Here is a 13,724-nt window from a genome sequence, read left to right as displayed (position 1 = left end):
ACGGCCGCACCTCGAAACACAGAAAAGGCCCCACACCGTCCGGAGGGGCCTTTTCGGGCACATTCGAGATTCGGAAAGGCCTAGCCGGCCTTGCGGTTGAGGCGCTCGGCGACGACCACCGAATCGACGATCGACCAGATGTGGACGACCCAGCCGAGCAGGACGAACCACAGCAGGAAGCACAGGACCATCATCATGATGCCCTTGGAGACTTCACCGTTGTAGATCTGGCCGGTGCCGCAAAGGATCAGGCTCAACAGAAGCGCCATGCCGGGCTGATGCTCGGGGCGCTCGAGACCGTCATCGCGCATGGCGAGCTCGCCGCCGGCGGTCGGCGCGAGCATGGTCGACTGGGATTGAGCGCGCTCGAAGAGTTGACCGTTGGACGACTCGAAAGCGCCCGAGGTCCAGTTGTGCTTGCGTGCGCTGGGCTCCACGCAGCTCGCCACCACGGGCTTGCGGCTCGGAAGCGGCTTGGGATCGCAGCGCACTGAGTCGGACACGATCACCGGACTCGCCCCGCAGCGGTCCAAGCTGGCGTCGGGGCGGGCTTGACGATGGGTGAGGCCCGAGAAGAGCTCGCCGCTGTTGCGTGTGCGGGTCTGAACGCGCGGCTTGCGTGGCTCGTTCCACCCGTCGGGGCCGCCACGGCGACCGCCCCCTTGCTCGGGGTGGCCGCGTTCGACGCGGATAGGCTTGGAGCCGCCGCCCGAGGGTTTCCAGCCGTTCACATCGGCCCTGCCGCCGGCTTGGCCGTCGTGGTCCCCGGGGCGCTCGAAGCCCTCCCGACGGCCCGCCAGACGCGCGAAGTCGCCCGCACCACTTTCATCGGGCAACTGGCGGCGACCGTACTGTCGCGGAGAGACGGGCTCGGTGTCGTCCTGCTCGGAGGCGGACACGAGCGCCACCGACGGCGGCAGCCGCTTGGGGCGGCTCTGCTGTTGCGCCTGAGCCGACTCCGGCCGTGCCGCATGCTGCGGCCCCTTCGCGCTGGCGTCGACCTCGCTTTGCTGCTCCAGGCGCAGCCTGGGGAGCAAGCCGTCGTTGCCGTCCGGTTGGTTGGGCACGCGGTAGTAAAGGTTGCCGTCCTGGTCGCTGTCTAGCTCGAGGACCCCCTCCTCGAGCAGCGCGTTCAGAAGCTCGTTGGCTTTTTTACTGGGGATCCCCAGATAATAGGCGACCGACGCGGTCGTGATCCGCGCATCGGTCTCGAAAGCCAACTTCAGAATCGCCTGTTCGAATTCCTGAACATCCATGTGACGTCACCCTCTCGTTCGCGAGCTCTCCCTTGTTCGACTCGCCCTGCCGGCCGCGTTACCGCAATACGTTATTATAACCACGACGGCGCGAAATTTTGTTCCCAGCCCCCATCGCCCCCGTATTAGCTAGATGCGCGTATCGTGCTCGAAGATTCACGCTTTGTGCTGAGAACTTGCGTCTGCCGCTCATTGGCCTCGATGGTTTGCCGCTCACTGCTTGCCTCTCTCGCCCATCAGCACTCAGGCCTGAGTAAGACGACGCTATCTTTGAAAGTAATCATACGGGATTTCAGTTCAACGCACGAGCCTTGCTCGGCGCCGCGTCCACCCACCTGGGCCTCGAAGTCGGCCCGCCCCCGAAGCGGCAAACCGCACCGGTCGGTCTTGTAGTGCAACGGAATGACCACGCTGGGGGCCAGGCGACGGTGCCACTCTCGGGCCTGGGCGGCGCCGATGGTGTAAAACCCGCCCACGGGGACAAACAGCACGTCGGGGCGAGCCAGCGCGTCGACGAGCGCGTCGGTGGGGCTGTGGCCGACGTCGCTCAAGTGGACGAGCGTCATCCCGTCGGCTTCGATGGCGAGCACGTCGACCGCACCGCCTCGGCGCCGGCCGCCGTACTCGTCGTGAAACGCACGATAGCGACGCACCGAAAACGGCCCGAACTCGCCATTGCCCTCGATGTGGTGGGGTTGGTTTGGAAGGTACGACAGACCGCAGTGGTCGAGATGCTCGTGCGAGCAGACGACTGCGTCGGCCCGATAGGGAATGGGACCATAGCCCATCTTCTGGCCGAATCCCCCGGGGTTATACGGGTCGACAAGCAGCGCGGTACCGTCTTGTGAAGTTAACAGTACCGCCGCATGCCCGAGGAATCGTGCTTCCATACGGATAGTATAGCGGAAGCGCCGACGCGATCCCAGCGCTCAATGCTGAGTTCGAAGCTTATGCCTGGCGCGGATCGAAGTTCGAAGCCTCGGCGAGCGCTTCGAACAGCTCGCGCTCCCGGTCGCTGAGCTCGTCGGGCACCCGAACGAGCAGACGCGCGTACAGGTTGCCCTTCTTCTTGCCTGCCTTCTTCGGCAGCCCTTTGCCGCGAAGCCTCAGCTTCGAGCCACTCTGCGATCCGGCGGGGATCGTCAAGGTGACTTCCCCGTCGAGGGTTTTGACCGGCACCTTCGCTCCCAACGCGGCCTCCCACGGGGTGACGTACAAGTCGGTGTAGAGGTCGTGGCCGTCGACCTCGAAGTCTGGATGAGGCGCAATCTTGACCTCGAGTCGCAAGTCGCCGGCCGGCCCGCCGCCGACTCCCGGTTCCCCCTGCCCCTGCAGGCGGATGACGGTGCCGTCGGTGGTGCCCGGCGGAATCTTGACGTTGAGGCGCTTGGTCTTCTGGACCACGTGGCCCTGCGGCGTGCGCTCGTGCACCGGCACGGTGATCTTGCGCTCGGCGCCGCCAGCGACGTCTTCGAGCGACACGGTCACTTGGGCTTCGCGCGAGCGTCCTTTGCGCTGCTGCGCACGCGTGCTGCCTCGGGCACCGCCAGGGGCGCCTTGGGCAAACCCACCCATATTCTGGAAATCGAAGCCGCCGGCCTGCGCGCCGGCACGGCCGCCGCCAAAGAAGATGTTGAAGAAATCGCTAAACCCACCGCCGCCGCCACGTGCAGCCCCGCCGAACAGGTCCTCGAACGAGGCGCCGCCCATGTTGGCGCGCATATTCTCCCAGCCGGGAGGCGGGCGGAATCCACCGTCGGCCCCCTGGAAATTCTTCCAGTTTTTGCCGAGCTGGTCGTATTTCTGGCGGGTTTCGGGGTCCTTGAGGACCTCGTAGGCCTCATTGACCTTCTTGAACTGCTCTTCAGCGTCCGCCTCTTTGCTCACATCGGGGTGATATTTCTTGGCGAGCTTTCGAAACGCCTTTTGGATCTCTTGTTGGGACGCATTTCGATCGACACCGAGAACTTTGTAGTAATCCTCGAATTCTACAGACACAGCGTTTGCCTCTCTGGAGCCTAGCTACAACTTTTCCCAGCGCAAAACTTAAGCACGGCGACGCCTAGCGCCAAGGCTACGGCCGCCCCCGCTCCATCCACGCCCCCACACTCATCCGTTCGAGCACCGACAAGCCGTCGAGTTTCAGCGCGAGGATTTCGGGGCGCGCCAGCGCGTTGGCGCGGGCTTTCAGCACCGTCTCCTCGCCCTGCTTGACCTTCCAATCCACGCCGTCGCGAGTCGCCTCGAACGGCTCGCCTTCGTAGTCGGGACGCAGCACCCACTCCTCGTCGGAGCCACGCTCGAAGATGCCGACTAAGGCGGCGTCTTTGTCGAAGACGGCCCAGCCACGGTCGGTGCGCTCGATGCGCACCCGTCCTTCGATCTCGAAGGAGTCCTCGGAGACCGGCTCGACGCTCTTGCGCGTCTTTCCGTCTAACGATCGCATGGTAACACGCGCGCCGCTGTCGCCTTCGGCTTTCTGCCACTCCACGAAGCCGACCGGAGCCAGCGACTCGTCGTAGACTTTGAACTTGGTGTTTCGCTTTCGAAGCTTGGCGACGGTGTCGCCATTGGCGTCGGTGACCAGCACGCGCTTTCCGCTGGCGTCGAGCGTGCGCTGGTACTTCATCGCCGACGACTCGCCGGCGCTGGGATCCTCGCGGCAGGCGCCCAAGGCGAGCACCATCACAAGGAGCAGCCCCAGCTTGAGGGTCACTCGGACGAGATTTGAATGCCGTGGTCCTTGCATATTTGGTCCAGCAGCCCGTTGACAAAGCCGGGAGTATTCTGCTCGCCGTACTCCTTGGCAAGCTCGACACACGCGTTGATGACGACAATGGCGGGCGTCTGTCGGTTGAACAGCTCCCAGGCGCCCAGGCGCAGGATATTGCGGTCGATGACAGCCATGCGCTCGAGACGCCAGCGCGGGCTGACCCGCTGGACCTCGTCGTCGATGCGCGGCAACTCCTCGACCACCCCGTGCACGCGCGCCTCGACGTCGTGCCACACCTCGGTGAGCTCGTCGTCCAGGTCACTGGAGATCGGGTAGAATCCTTCGGCCGCCTTCGGCACCAATTGGCCGGTGACGTCCATGCCGTAAAGCGCCCACAGGGCGGCTTCACGCGCTTTCTTTTGTTGAACGCTCATGCAGAAGCTTCCATTTCGGCGAAGAGATTGGCCATCTCGATGGCAGCCAGCGCCGCTTCGGCGCCTTTGTTGCCCGCTTTCGAGCCGCTGCGCTCGATCGCTTGTTCCAGGGTGTCGCAGGTGATGACCCCGTAGGCCACCGGCAGCGCGTAGTCCTGGCCGACCGACCCGATGCCCTTGGTCGCCTCGGCGGCGATATAGTCGAAGTGCGGGGTCGCGCCGCGGATCAGCACGCCCAGACAGATGATCCCGTCGAAGTCGCCCGACTCGGCCACACGCGCGGCCACCTGCGGCAGCTCGAAGCTCCCCGGGCAGCGAAACACGGTGATATCGTTGTCGTCGACCCCGTGGCGCACCAGCGTATCGCAGGCGCCGCCGACGAGCTTCTCCGAGAAGATGTCATTCCAGCGCGCCGCCACGATGGCGAATTTCTTGCCCTCGGCGGTCAGTTTGCCTTCCACGTAATTCGGCATGTCGTACTCCATTCAAAAATTTGTAACGCCAAAGGGGCTTATTCGGCCGCGTCGGGGTGAATCGGCACCTGGTCGACCACCTCGAGGCCGTAGCCGTCGAGCCCGATAATCTTTTTGGGACGATTCGTCAAAACCCGCATCTGCCCGACGCCGACCGCCGCCAGAATCTGGGCGCCGATGCCGACCTCTTTCAACAGTTGCTCGGGCTGGTTGACGTCGTCCTCGTCCTGTTCGGCGTGCGGGTCGTGGCTGAGCAGACCGTGGCGACGCATCAGGTCGAGCGCGCTGTGGCCCTCTTTGTCCAAGTAGACGATGACGCCCTTGCCCTCTTCGGCGATGCGCTTCATCGAGCCCGACAACTTGTCGAGGCAGGCGCTGCGCTCCTCGAGGAAGATGTCGAGGGTGTCGCAGCGGTGCTGCACGCGCACCAGCGTCGGCTCCTCGGGAGTCGGCTCACCGCACACGAACGCGAAGTGCTCGGACCGGTCGAGCAGGCTGCGCATCACCTTGACCCGCCACTCGCCCGGGTAGTCCGTGGGAAGCTCGGCCTCGGCGACCACCTCGACCAGGCTCTCGCGGCGCAGTCGGTAGTCGATGATGTCGGCGACCGTGACGATGGGCACCTTGTGCTCTTCGGCGAATTTCTCCAGATCGGGCATGCGCGCCATGGTCCCGTCCGGGTTCATGATCTCGCAGATCACGCCCGCCGGCTTGAGCCCGGCGAGTCGGGCCAGGTCGACGCTGCCTTCGGTCTGGCCGGTGCGCACGAGCACCCCGCCCTCGCGAGCGCGCAGCGGGAAGACGTGGCCGGGGGTGACCAGGTCGGTCGGCTTGGCGTCGTCGGCCACGGCCACCTGCACGGTGCGCGCGCGGTCGGCCGCCGAGATGCCCGTCGAGATGCCCTCGCGGGCCTCGATGCTCACGGTGAACGCGGTGCCGAACTGGCTGTCGTTCGAGCGCCCTTCGACCATCATCGGGATCTCGAGCTCGTCGAGCCGTTTGCCGGTCATCGTCAGGCAGATAAGGCCGCGCCCGTGGGTGGCCATGAAGTTGATCGCCTCGGGCGTCACCTTCTCGGCGGCCATGCACAGATCGCCTTCGTTTTCCCGGTCTTCGTCATCGACCAAGATGACCAATTCGCCGGCGCGGAAGGCCTCGACGGCCCGTTCGACTCGCTGGAGTGCTTCTTGTTTCATGGCTCATGCCCTCGAATACTAAAACCCAAAGTCCTCGAGCATCTTACGACTGATGCCTTCGCCTTTCGGGCTGACAAACTTCTCGACATATTTTCCGATGACGTCGGACTCCAGGTTGACCCGTCGCCCGACCGCGTAATCGGTCAGATTCGTGTGCTCGGAGGTGTGCGGGATGATCGCCACACCGAAGCGATTGGCATCGACCGTGTTGACCGTCAGGCTCACGCCGTCGATGGCCACCGATCCCTTCTCGATGAGGTAGCGTGCGACCTGCTCGGGCGCGTCGAAATCGAGCAGCCAGGCGTTCTTCTCGCGGCGCTTAGCCACGAGCTTGCCGACGCCGTCGACGTGGCCGAGCACCATATGCCCGCCGAGTCTGTCGCCCATGCGCAGCGCGCGCTCCAAGTGCACCTTGTCGCCCACCTTGCGGTCGCCCAACGTCGTTCGCCGCAGCGTCTCCGGGCTCGCCTCCACACTAAACGTGTCGTCGCCCATCTGCGTGACCGTAAGGCACGCGCCGTTGACGGCGATGCTCTCGCCCATCTCGACGCTGGCCATATCGAACGCGGTGCGCACGGTCAGCGTCCAGTTCTCGCCGGTCTGGCGAATCGCCTTGATGGTGCCGAGGTCCGCTACGAGTCCAGTAAACATCGTCTTATGCCTCCTCGGCGGTCACCGGGCGGCTTGCCGCCGGGGTCGTCTCGATATCAGCGCGAAAGCTCGCCGGCACGTCGCCGGTGATGAACACGTCGCGCCCGTCGACCACCTCGATGGAGAGGCGCTCGAGTTCCAACGCATCTTTCATCGCCTCGACGCCCTCGCCTGCGACCGCCGACGGCGCGTTTTGACCACCGACGACTTTGGGGCTGACAAACGCGTAGACGCGGTCGACGAGCTTTTGGTCGAACAGGCTGCCGAGCAGTTGGCTGCCGCCCTCGACGAAGACGCTGGGCAACTCGCGGTCGGCGAGGCCTCGCAGCACCTGGCGAAGGTCGAGCTTGCCGGCGGCGTCGACGGCCACCTCCAAAAAGGTCACGCCGCGCTCGGCGAGCGCGCGTCGGCGCTCGTCGGGGGCGTGTGGGCCGACGACGGCGATGGTGCGCGCGTCCGAGAGCGCCGGGTCGAAGACGTTGGCGTCGAGCGGGGCCGACAGCGTCGCGTCGAGGACTACTCGCACCGGGTCGCGCCCGCCGTCGATGCGACAGGTCAACCGCGGGTTGTCGTGCAACAACGTGCCGGTGCCGACCATGATCGCATCGTGGACGTTGCGAAGCTCGTGCACGCGTCGTCGCGACGCCTCACTCGAAATCCAGGCCGAGTCGCCCGTGCTGCTGGCGATCTTGCCGTCGAGGGTCATCGCGTATTTGACGGCGACCCACGGAAGTCCGGTGGTGATGCGCTTGAAATAGGGCTGATTGAGCCGTCGGCTCTCGTCTTCGAGCACGCCGGAGACGACCTCGACCCCGGCGCGGCGAAGCGCCTCGATACCCTTGCCGCTGACCTCGGGAAACGGGTCGAGCGTGCCGACATAGACGCGGCGGATGCCCGCGTTGATCAGCGCTTCGGTGCAGGGAGGCGTGCGCCCGTGGTGGCAGCACGGCTCGAGGTTGACGTAGGCCTCGCAGCCTTCGGCGGAGCCGTCGAGCGCGCGCAGCGCGGCGACTTCGCCGTGGGCTTCGCCGGCGCGGGCGTGGTAGCCGCGCGCGACGACCTCGCCGTCTCGCACGATCACACAACCCACAAGCGGATTGGGCCGGGTACGACCCTCGGCCTTCTTCGCCTCGGCAATCGCCTCGGCCATGAGGCGCTCGTGGCGGTTGGCGTGCGACTCGGAGCTCATCGTTATCCTCTAGTCGGCCGCGGGTTCGGCGGACTCATTGGCGACGGTGCTACCACTGTCGGGGCGGGGTTGTCGACCGTGAGTCGGCGTCGATTCGCCACCGGGGTTTTCGTCGAGGCCGCGAAGCTCCTCGAGAAACGCCTGGATGTCGCTAAAGGCGCGGTAGACGCTGGCAAATCGGATGTAGGCGATGGGGTCGAGATCTCGAAGCTCGGCGGTGACCGTCGAGCCGATCCAGTCGCTGGAGACCTCGCGGCTCGACTGGTCGAGCATGCGCTTTTCGACCGCGTCGACGACCTGGTCGATCTGTTCGATGGAGATGGGGCGCTTGATGCAGGCGATCTGAATACCGTGGCGCAACTTGGCGCGGTCGTACTCTTCGCGAGCCCCGTCGCTCTTGACGATCTGGGGGAACGCCTCTTCGACCCGTTCGTAGGTCGTGTAGCGACGCTCACACGCCTGGCACTCGCGGCGGCGCCGAATCTTCTCGCCCTCCTTGGAGACGCGAGAGTCGACAACCTTATCCTCGAGGTGGCCGCAGAACGGGCAACGCATGGTGCTTCTCGGGACTGGAAAGAAAAATCGAGCGCCGGCTGACGGCGCTCGACATGCTACTTGCAGGACTGACGGGCAATCTCTGCGATGCGACCGACGCGACGTTGATGCCGGCCGTCATCGCCGGGATCGAAATCCGTCGTCAGAAACGCGTCGACGCAGGCTTTGGCCAACTCCTCGCCGATGATGCGCGCGCCGAGGCACAGCACATTGGCGTTGTTGTGCTGCCGGGACAGCGACGCCATCAGCGGGTCGGTGACCAGGGCGGCGCGCACGTCGGGCACTTTGTTGGCCGCGATGGACATGCCAATGCCCGAGCCGCAGATGAGGATGCCCTTGTCGGCGTGGCCGCCGGCGACCTTGTTGGCGAGCAGCTCGGCAAAATCGGGATAGTCGACCGACTGGGCCTCGGCGGGCCCCAGGTCGACGACCGTCTTGCCCTGCTCGCGCAACCAATCGGCCAGCATCGCCTTGAACTCGACGCCGGCGTGGTCGGAAGCGATCACCAGATCGGCGACCTCCGAAGCCTCAAAGGCCTCGTCGGAGCGGGTCTTGGCGACCAGCCCGACCAGATCCCCGACCGTCTCGATCTCCTCGAGCACGGACTCCGGCGTCTCGGGGAGCGAAAACGCTTCCTCGATACGCCAGATCAAGTTCACGATATCGAGACTGTTCGCCCCGAGATCCTCGATGAAGCGGTCGCTCGTGCTGACCTCGTCTTGCGACAATTCCAGCGTTTGAGCGACCACCTGGATGACTTTGGACTCGGTGGACATGGCTTAAAGCTCAGTACTCCCAGACCTCGATGATCTGCTCGCCGTTGTAGTAGCCACACTCGCCGCAGACGCGGTGGGTGCGCTTGGGGGCGAAGCACTCGGGGCAGCGCTGGTAGCGCGGCGCCTTCATCTTCATGTTGGCCGAACGGCGCGAACGCGTTTTGGCCTGCGACTTGCGTTTTTTCGGGACTGCCATCTCTTTCTCCTTGAAACAGCTAGCTTTTGTTGAATCAACGTGTATGGGCCCGTCCGAGGACGAGCCGCCTCAATCTTTATTCTTCTTGTCGTCGACCTGCTTGACCTTGCCACTGTCGGTGACTTTCAGGTTCTTGAGCGGGCCCCACCGAAGATCGACCTTCTGCTCTTCGAGCTCTTCGACGGTCTCTTCGCCGATGCGCTCTTCATAGAGGGTATCGCACTCTTCGCGCAAGGTGTCCGGACAATTCGGAAACGGCGGAAGCTCGAGCAACACCGCTTCGCGAATCAACTGGCCGAGGTCGAGCGTCTCGCCCTCGTAGTAGCTGACGTCCAATTCGTCTTCGCGCAGCGCGATTTCCTCTTCGCCAGCGTAGGCGTTAGACCACTCGCTCTCAGACATCAAGACGAAATCGACGTCGGTGTCGACCTGGAACTGACGCTCGCTGAGGCAACGCCCACAATCGTAGACGAAGCCGCCTTCGACGTGGCCGGAGACGTGGACCGTCGAGTCGGCCATCTGTGCGCGCACATCGGCCGCGAACCCTTCGGCGTCGAGGATACGAAAATCGTCCTCCACTCCGGCAAAGAGCTCCTCGAGTTGTTCGCGGCTCGGTCGGAACGCCTTTTCGACGGCGCCGTTCTCGAGCTCGTGCAATTCAATCTGAAATGCAGACATAAGTCCTACGTCTCTCTCTTCGATGCTCGCGCAGCCCAAAAATTTTTGAGCGGCGCAATGAGCACGTAAACCTACAGATGGCCCCCGGCTCTGTCAACCATAGTGCGCAGAGCGGCCAGGTGGGCGAACCAGCCAATGAATCGGGCAACTGAATCAAACGCCCCGCGCGGACGTCCGTACTAGTCGAACAGTCGCGGACATTGTAAATTCCGCGGGGCGAACCCCGCGAAATCCCAGACCAAACGATTGCCGGAGAAGTCGATGAACACTCTCAGCCGCCCTGCCCTGCTCGGGGCCTGCACGCTCCTGCTCACCGCGCTGGTCGCCCTGTCGAGCTGCGCCTATCCGAGCGTGAGCGTTCGCTCGGCTCGCCTCGACAGCGTCAAGCTCAGCGGGCTGACCGTCGACGTCTACTTCGACGTCAACAACCCCAACCCCTTCGTCCTGCCCCTCGAGCAGGTCGACTGGAACCTGCGCCTGTTTAATACGCGCGTGGGCGCCGGCACCACCCGCATGGACAAGACCCTGCCCGCCCAGCGCACCACCCGCGTCAAGATGCCCATCCGCGTGCGCTTCGAGGACGTCGGCTCGATCGCCGGCCGCGTGGTCAACGCGCGCTCGATCGACTGGGACCTCGACGGCACCGCGCAGTTCCAGTCGCCGGCGGGGCCGCTCGCGCTCGATTTTGCCGAGACCGGTCGCTGGGACAATCCCATTCGCTGAGCGCGCGCCTCGGCGTCTGCGAGCCGGTTGCATAAATGTCACGCACCACCGTTCGATTCCAACCTTGCACATGCTACAGTGACCTCCAGCGGATACATGTAATTTTTTGGAGGTTGTACTCATGGCTACGTGGAAGAGCGTATTAGCGATATTTCTTTTGGTCGTCCCAATGGCGGCCGCGTGCACGTCGGACAACTCGGAGGAGGGTTGCGTCAAGGACTCGGACTGCAAGCTCGACCGCATCTGCGTCGAAGGCTCCTGTGAGTTCCTCGAGGCGCCCAACAACGACAATCCGGACGCCGGTGGCGAAGACACCGATCAGACGGATTCGGGCGGCCAACAAGATGCAGGGCAGCAAGAAGATACGGGCCAGCAGGACACTGGGCAGCAAGATACCGGCCAGCAAGACGCCGGCTCGGACACCTCCGATGACCCGCAGTGTGACCCCGCCGCCGACTCCGACGGCGACCGCATCAACGATTGCGACGAAGTGGCCCGCGGGACCGACCCCAATGCGGCCGACACCGATGGCGATGGCCTCGACGACCACACCGAGATCTTTCGAGAGGGCACCGACCCGCTCGATCCCGACTCGGACGGCGACGGCCTCTCCGACGGCGACGAGTTGAACGTCCACGACACCGACCCGTTCGAAGCCGACACCGATCAAGATGGTGTCAGCGACGGTGACGAGGTCGACACCTACGGCTCCGACCCGCTGCAGACCGACACCGACGGCGACGGCCTCGACGACGGCGCCGAGGTCAACGACCACGGCTCCGACCCCACCATGACCGACACCGACGGCGACGGCCTCGACGATCGCAGCGAGATCAACTCGCACGCCAGCGATCCCACCATGACCGACACCGACGGTGATGGCCTCGACGACGCGGCCGAGGTCAACACTCACGGCACCAACCCGGCGGCCGTCGACACCGATGGGGACACCCTCGAAGATGGCGCCGAGGTCAACACTCACGGCACCGACCCGCTCTCCGAAGACACCGACAACGACTTCGCCACCGACGCCGACGAAATCGCCGCGGGCACCGACCCGCTGGTCGCCGACGGCGATGGCGACGGCCTGCTCGACGGCGAGGAGGCCCAGGCCGGCACCGACCCGAGCGTGGCCGACTCCGATGGCGACGGGCTCAACGATTATGACGAGGTCGTGGTCCACTCCTCCGACCCGCTGCTGGCCGACACCGACGGCGACGGCCTCGACGACGCCGAGGAGGTCGCCTACGGCCTCGACCCGACCCAGGCGTCGACCTACAACGACGGCGTCCAAGACGCCAACCGCTGGTTCGTCACCCAGTGCACGAACAACAGCGGCACCATCACCGGCGCCTACCAGACCCAATCGAGCAGCGCGGGCAACTGGGCGCTCGCCCTCGACGTCGACTACACCCAATTCGTCGAATTGAACGACACCTCCGGCAGCTCGCTGGGCGCTGCGGCCTTCGGCGACGCCAACTCCGAGGTGCTCGGCTTCGTGGTCGCCGACACCGCAGCTCTCGGCGCCGACGCCAACGAAATGTTGCAGCTGCGTCGCCAGCGCCTCACCAACCACGGCACGCTCGCCCAAGACTGGTCGCTCGGAGAGTTCACCACCCACGACGGGTTCTTGGCCGCGCGCGGCCACTACATGCTCCAGACCGCCAGCGCCATGACGACCGGTCAACTGCGAGACACGCTGCTCGCCGAAATGGGCCCCTTCGTGGCCACCGACGTCGCCAACCTGCCGACGCCCAACGGACCCAGCGGCACCGAGTTCCGCGTCGATCTGACCGTCGTCCAGCGCACCCAGGGCGCGATCGTCTTGGCCACCGTCACCGAGGCGACCACCCTGGGCGCCAACCCCGGGCTGCGCGCCCTCGCCAAAAACGCGGTCGACACCACGGCGCTCACCGCCGCGTCGGCCACCCCGACCAACCACTGCGAGACGTTCGGCACCTTCACCGGCCGCGCCCCGGTCGAGTTCTACTGGGTGCTCGACCAGTCGGGCTCGATGTCCGACGACTACTCGCGCCTCCAAAACGTCTACGCCGGCTTCTTCTCGCGGCTGCCCACGATGGGCTTCGACTGGCGCATGGGCGTGACCGCCATGGACGACGCCCAGAACGGCCAGCTGCTCAACTCCAGCGGCTGGCACCGCTCGCAGACCAACTTCGAGGCCGAAGTGCAACAGGTGGTCAACTGGACGGGCAACCGCTACGAAGAATTCGGGTTGAAGGTGACCAAAGAGGGGCTGACCGACATGCTGGGAAGCCAGTCGGCGACGCCCATCCGAACCGGCGCCGAGGTCATCTCGATCTACTTGAGCGACGAGGAGGCTCAGACCTTCCAGAACGACCCGCTCACCAGCCCGACCGGCAGCCAGCTCATGAGCGACTTCGTCTCCTACTTCGGCGGCAAGACCATCCCGGTCTCGCTGGTCGGTGACGGTCAGAGCTGCGGCAACTACGACGCCGCCTCCTACCGTCAGTTGGCCGCCTCCATCCAAGGCGCCTACGGCTCGCTGTGCCAGAGCCTCGAGCCGATCTTGGACCACATGCTCGACCTGGCCGCGGCGCGGGCGACGAACTACACGCTGCCGAGCTCGCCCATCGCCTCCTCGCTTCGAGTGTACGTGGGTGGACAGGCCGTCAGCCGAAGCCGCACCGACGGCTGGGACTACTTCCCCGAGACCAACAGCGTCGCCTTCTTCGGCCCGGCTCGCCCGCAGCTCGAAGACCCGGCAAACGGGGTCGCCGGCGAGCGCGTCGTGATCATCTACGATACGCTCAGCCCGTAAGTAGTAACGCCTAGCCCGGCTTCCCACCTAATAAGACGCCCCCGCAGGATTGTGACTCAATCCTGCGGGGGCGTCTTTTTTCGC

The 13,724-nt window shown here is 64.9% G+C and carries 15 protein-coding genes and 1 pseudogene; 2 read left to right on the top strand and 14 right to left on the bottom strand.

Features of this window, described 5'->3' with window-relative positions:
- Nucleotides 1-80 precede the first annotated feature (80 nt).
- From FIV42_RS30790 to FIV42_RS24370, 14 genes and pseudogenes are all read right to left on the bottom strand, one after another.
- On the bottom strand, nt 81-1,256 hold the full coding sequence (locus FIV42_RS30790; protein WP_222615308.1) for a hypothetical protein: 1,176 nt from the start codon (nt 1,254-1,256) through the stop codon (nt 81-83).
- A gap of 236 nt (nt 1,257-1,492) precedes the next feature.
- On the bottom strand, nt 1,493-2,146 hold the full coding sequence (locus FIV42_RS24425; RefSeq protein ID WP_141200227.1) for an MBL fold metallo-hydrolase: 654 nt from the start codon (nt 2,144-2,146) through the stop codon (nt 1,493-1,495).
- A 58-nt stretch (nt 2,147-2,204) separates the two neighbouring features.
- On the bottom strand, nt 2,205-3,254 hold the full coding sequence (locus tag FIV42_RS24420) for a DnaJ C-terminal domain-containing protein (protein ID WP_141200226.1): 1,050 nt from the start codon (nt 3,252-3,254) through the stop codon (nt 2,205-2,207).
- 76 nt (nt 3,255-3,330) lie between these two features.
- Nucleotides 3,331-3,972, bottom strand: a complete 642-nt coding sequence (locus FIV42_RS24415) for a hypothetical protein (protein WP_141200225.1) — start codon at nt 3,970-3,972, stop codon at nt 3,331-3,333.
- The gene (nusB, locus tag FIV42_RS24410) at nt 3,969-4,403 is read right to left on the bottom strand and encodes a transcription antitermination factor NusB (RefSeq protein WP_141200224.1); all 435 of its coding nucleotides are present in this window, start codon (nt 4,401-4,403) and stop codon (nt 3,969-3,971) included. Before nusB ends, FIV42_RS24415 begins: the two co-directional genes overlap by 4 nt.
- Nucleotides 4,400-4,876, bottom strand: coding sequence for a 6,7-dimethyl-8-ribityllumazine synthase (ribH, locus tag FIV42_RS24405; protein WP_141200223.1), 477 nt, complete (start codon nt 4,874-4,876; stop codon nt 4,400-4,402). Before ribH ends, nusB begins: the two co-directional genes overlap by 4 nt.
- A gap of 38 nt (nt 4,877-4,914) precedes the next feature.
- Nucleotides 4,915-6,072, bottom strand: a complete 1,158-nt coding sequence (gene ribB, locus FIV42_RS24400) for a 3,4-dihydroxy-2-butanone-4-phosphate synthase (protein WP_141200222.1) — start codon at nt 6,070-6,072, stop codon at nt 4,915-4,917.
- Nucleotides 6,073-6,090: 18 nt separating this feature from the next.
- Complete coding sequence (locus FIV42_RS24395; protein ID WP_141200221.1) at nt 6,091-6,723, bottom strand: riboflavin synthase; 633 nt, start codon at nt 6,721-6,723, stop codon at nt 6,091-6,093.
- 4 nt (nt 6,724-6,727) lie between these two features.
- On the bottom strand, nt 6,728-7,912 hold the full coding sequence (ribD, locus tag FIV42_RS24390; protein WP_222615307.1) for a bifunctional diaminohydroxyphosphoribosylaminopyrimidine deaminase/5-amino-6-(5-phosphoribosylamino)uracil reductase RibD: 1,185 nt from the start codon (nt 7,910-7,912) through the stop codon (nt 6,728-6,730).
- Between the two features lie 9 nt (nt 7,913-7,921).
- Nucleotides 7,922-8,467, bottom strand: coding sequence for a transcriptional regulator NrdR (gene nrdR, locus FIV42_RS24385; protein WP_141200220.1), 546 nt, complete (start codon nt 8,465-8,467; stop codon nt 7,922-7,924).
- 56 nt (nt 8,468-8,523) lie between these two features.
- The gene (gene rpiB / locus FIV42_RS31490) at nt 8,524-8,976 is read right to left on the bottom strand and encodes a ribose 5-phosphate isomerase B (RefSeq protein WP_390619681.1); all 453 of its coding nucleotides are present in this window, start codon (nt 8,974-8,976) and stop codon (nt 8,524-8,526) included.
- Nucleotides 8,977-9,036: 60 nt separating this feature from the next.
- Nucleotides 9,037-9,243: pseudogene (locus tag FIV42_RS31485) on the bottom strand (phosphopantetheine-binding protein); the annotation flags it as partial.
- Between the two features lie 10 nt (nt 9,244-9,253).
- Nucleotides 9,254-9,439, bottom strand: coding sequence for a 50S ribosomal protein L32 (rpmF, locus tag FIV42_RS24375; RefSeq protein WP_141200218.1), 186 nt, complete (start codon nt 9,437-9,439; stop codon nt 9,254-9,256).
- A gap of 69 nt (nt 9,440-9,508) precedes the next feature.
- The gene (locus FIV42_RS24370; RefSeq protein WP_141200217.1) at nt 9,509-10,117 is read right to left on the bottom strand and encodes a YceD family protein; all 609 of its coding nucleotides are present in this window, start codon (nt 10,115-10,117) and stop codon (nt 9,509-9,511) included.
- Between the two features lie 261 nt (nt 10,118-10,378).
- On the opposite strand from FIV42_RS24370, the gene FIV42_RS24365 reads away from it, so the two are divergent.
- On the top strand, nt 10,379-10,840 hold the full coding sequence (locus FIV42_RS24365) for an LEA type 2 family protein (protein ID WP_141200216.1): 462 nt from the start codon (nt 10,379-10,381) through the stop codon (nt 10,838-10,840).
- A 169-nt stretch (nt 10,841-11,009) separates the two neighbouring features.
- Complete coding sequence (locus FIV42_RS24360; protein ID WP_141200215.1) at nt 11,010-13,640, top strand: hypothetical protein; 2,631 nt, start codon at nt 11,010-11,012, stop codon at nt 13,638-13,640.
- Nucleotides 13,641-13,724 lie beyond the last annotated feature (84 nt).

Source organism: Persicimonas caeni, assembly GCF_006517175.1.
Classification (GTDB): Bacteria; Myxococcota_A; Bradymonadia; order Bradymonadales; family Bradymonadaceae; genus Persicimonas; species Persicimonas caeni.
The sequence above is the reverse complement of the archived record's forward strand: the minus strand, read 5'-3'. Positions and strand labels throughout refer to the sequence as shown.

Bases quoted from the DNA above. Each gene is read 5' to 3' on its own strand.
- ribB (WP_141200222.1), bottom strand. From the start codon at position 6,072: ATGAAACAAGAAGCACTCCAGCGAGTCGAACGGGCCGTCGAGGCCTTC.
- nrdR (WP_141200220.1), bottom strand. From the start codon at position 8,467: ATGCGTTGCCCGTTCTGCGGCCACCTCGAGGATAAGGTTGTCGACTCT.
- FIV42_RS24425 (WP_141200227.1), bottom strand. From the start codon at position 2,146: ATGGAAGCACGATTCCTCGGGCATGCGGCGGTACTGTTAACTTCACAA.
- nusB (WP_141200224.1), bottom strand. From the start codon at position 4,403: ATGAGCGTTCAACAAAAGAAAGCGCGTGAAGCCGCCCTGTGGGCGCTT.
- FIV42_RS24370 (WP_141200217.1), bottom strand. From the start codon at position 10,117: ATGTCTGCATTTCAGATTGAATTGCACGAGCTCGAGAACGGCGCCGTC.
- FIV42_RS24365 (WP_141200216.1), top strand. From the start codon at position 10,379: ATGAACACTCTCAGCCGCCCTGCCCTGCTCGGGGCCTGCACGCTCCTG.
- ribH (WP_141200223.1), bottom strand. From the start codon at position 4,876: ATGCCGAATTACGTGGAAGGCAAACTGACCGCCGAGGGCAAGAAATTC.
- FIV42_RS30790 (WP_222615308.1), bottom strand. From the start codon at position 1,256: ATGGATGTTCAGGAATTCGAACAGGCGATTCTGAAGTTGGCTTTCGAG.
- ribD (WP_222615307.1), bottom strand. From the start codon at position 7,912: ATGAGCTCCGAGTCGCACGCCAACCGCCACGAGCGCCTCATGGCCGAG.
- FIV42_RS24395 (WP_141200221.1), bottom strand. From the start codon at position 6,723: ATGTTTACTGGACTCGTAGCGGACCTCGGCACCATCAAGGCGATTCGC.
- rpmF (WP_141200218.1), bottom strand. From the start codon at position 9,439: ATGGCAGTCCCGAAAAAACGCAAGTCGCAGGCCAAAACGCGTTCGCGC.
- FIV42_RS24360 (WP_141200215.1), top strand. From the start codon at position 11,010: ATGGCGGCCGCGTGCACGTCGGACAACTCGGAGGAGGGTTGCGTCAAG.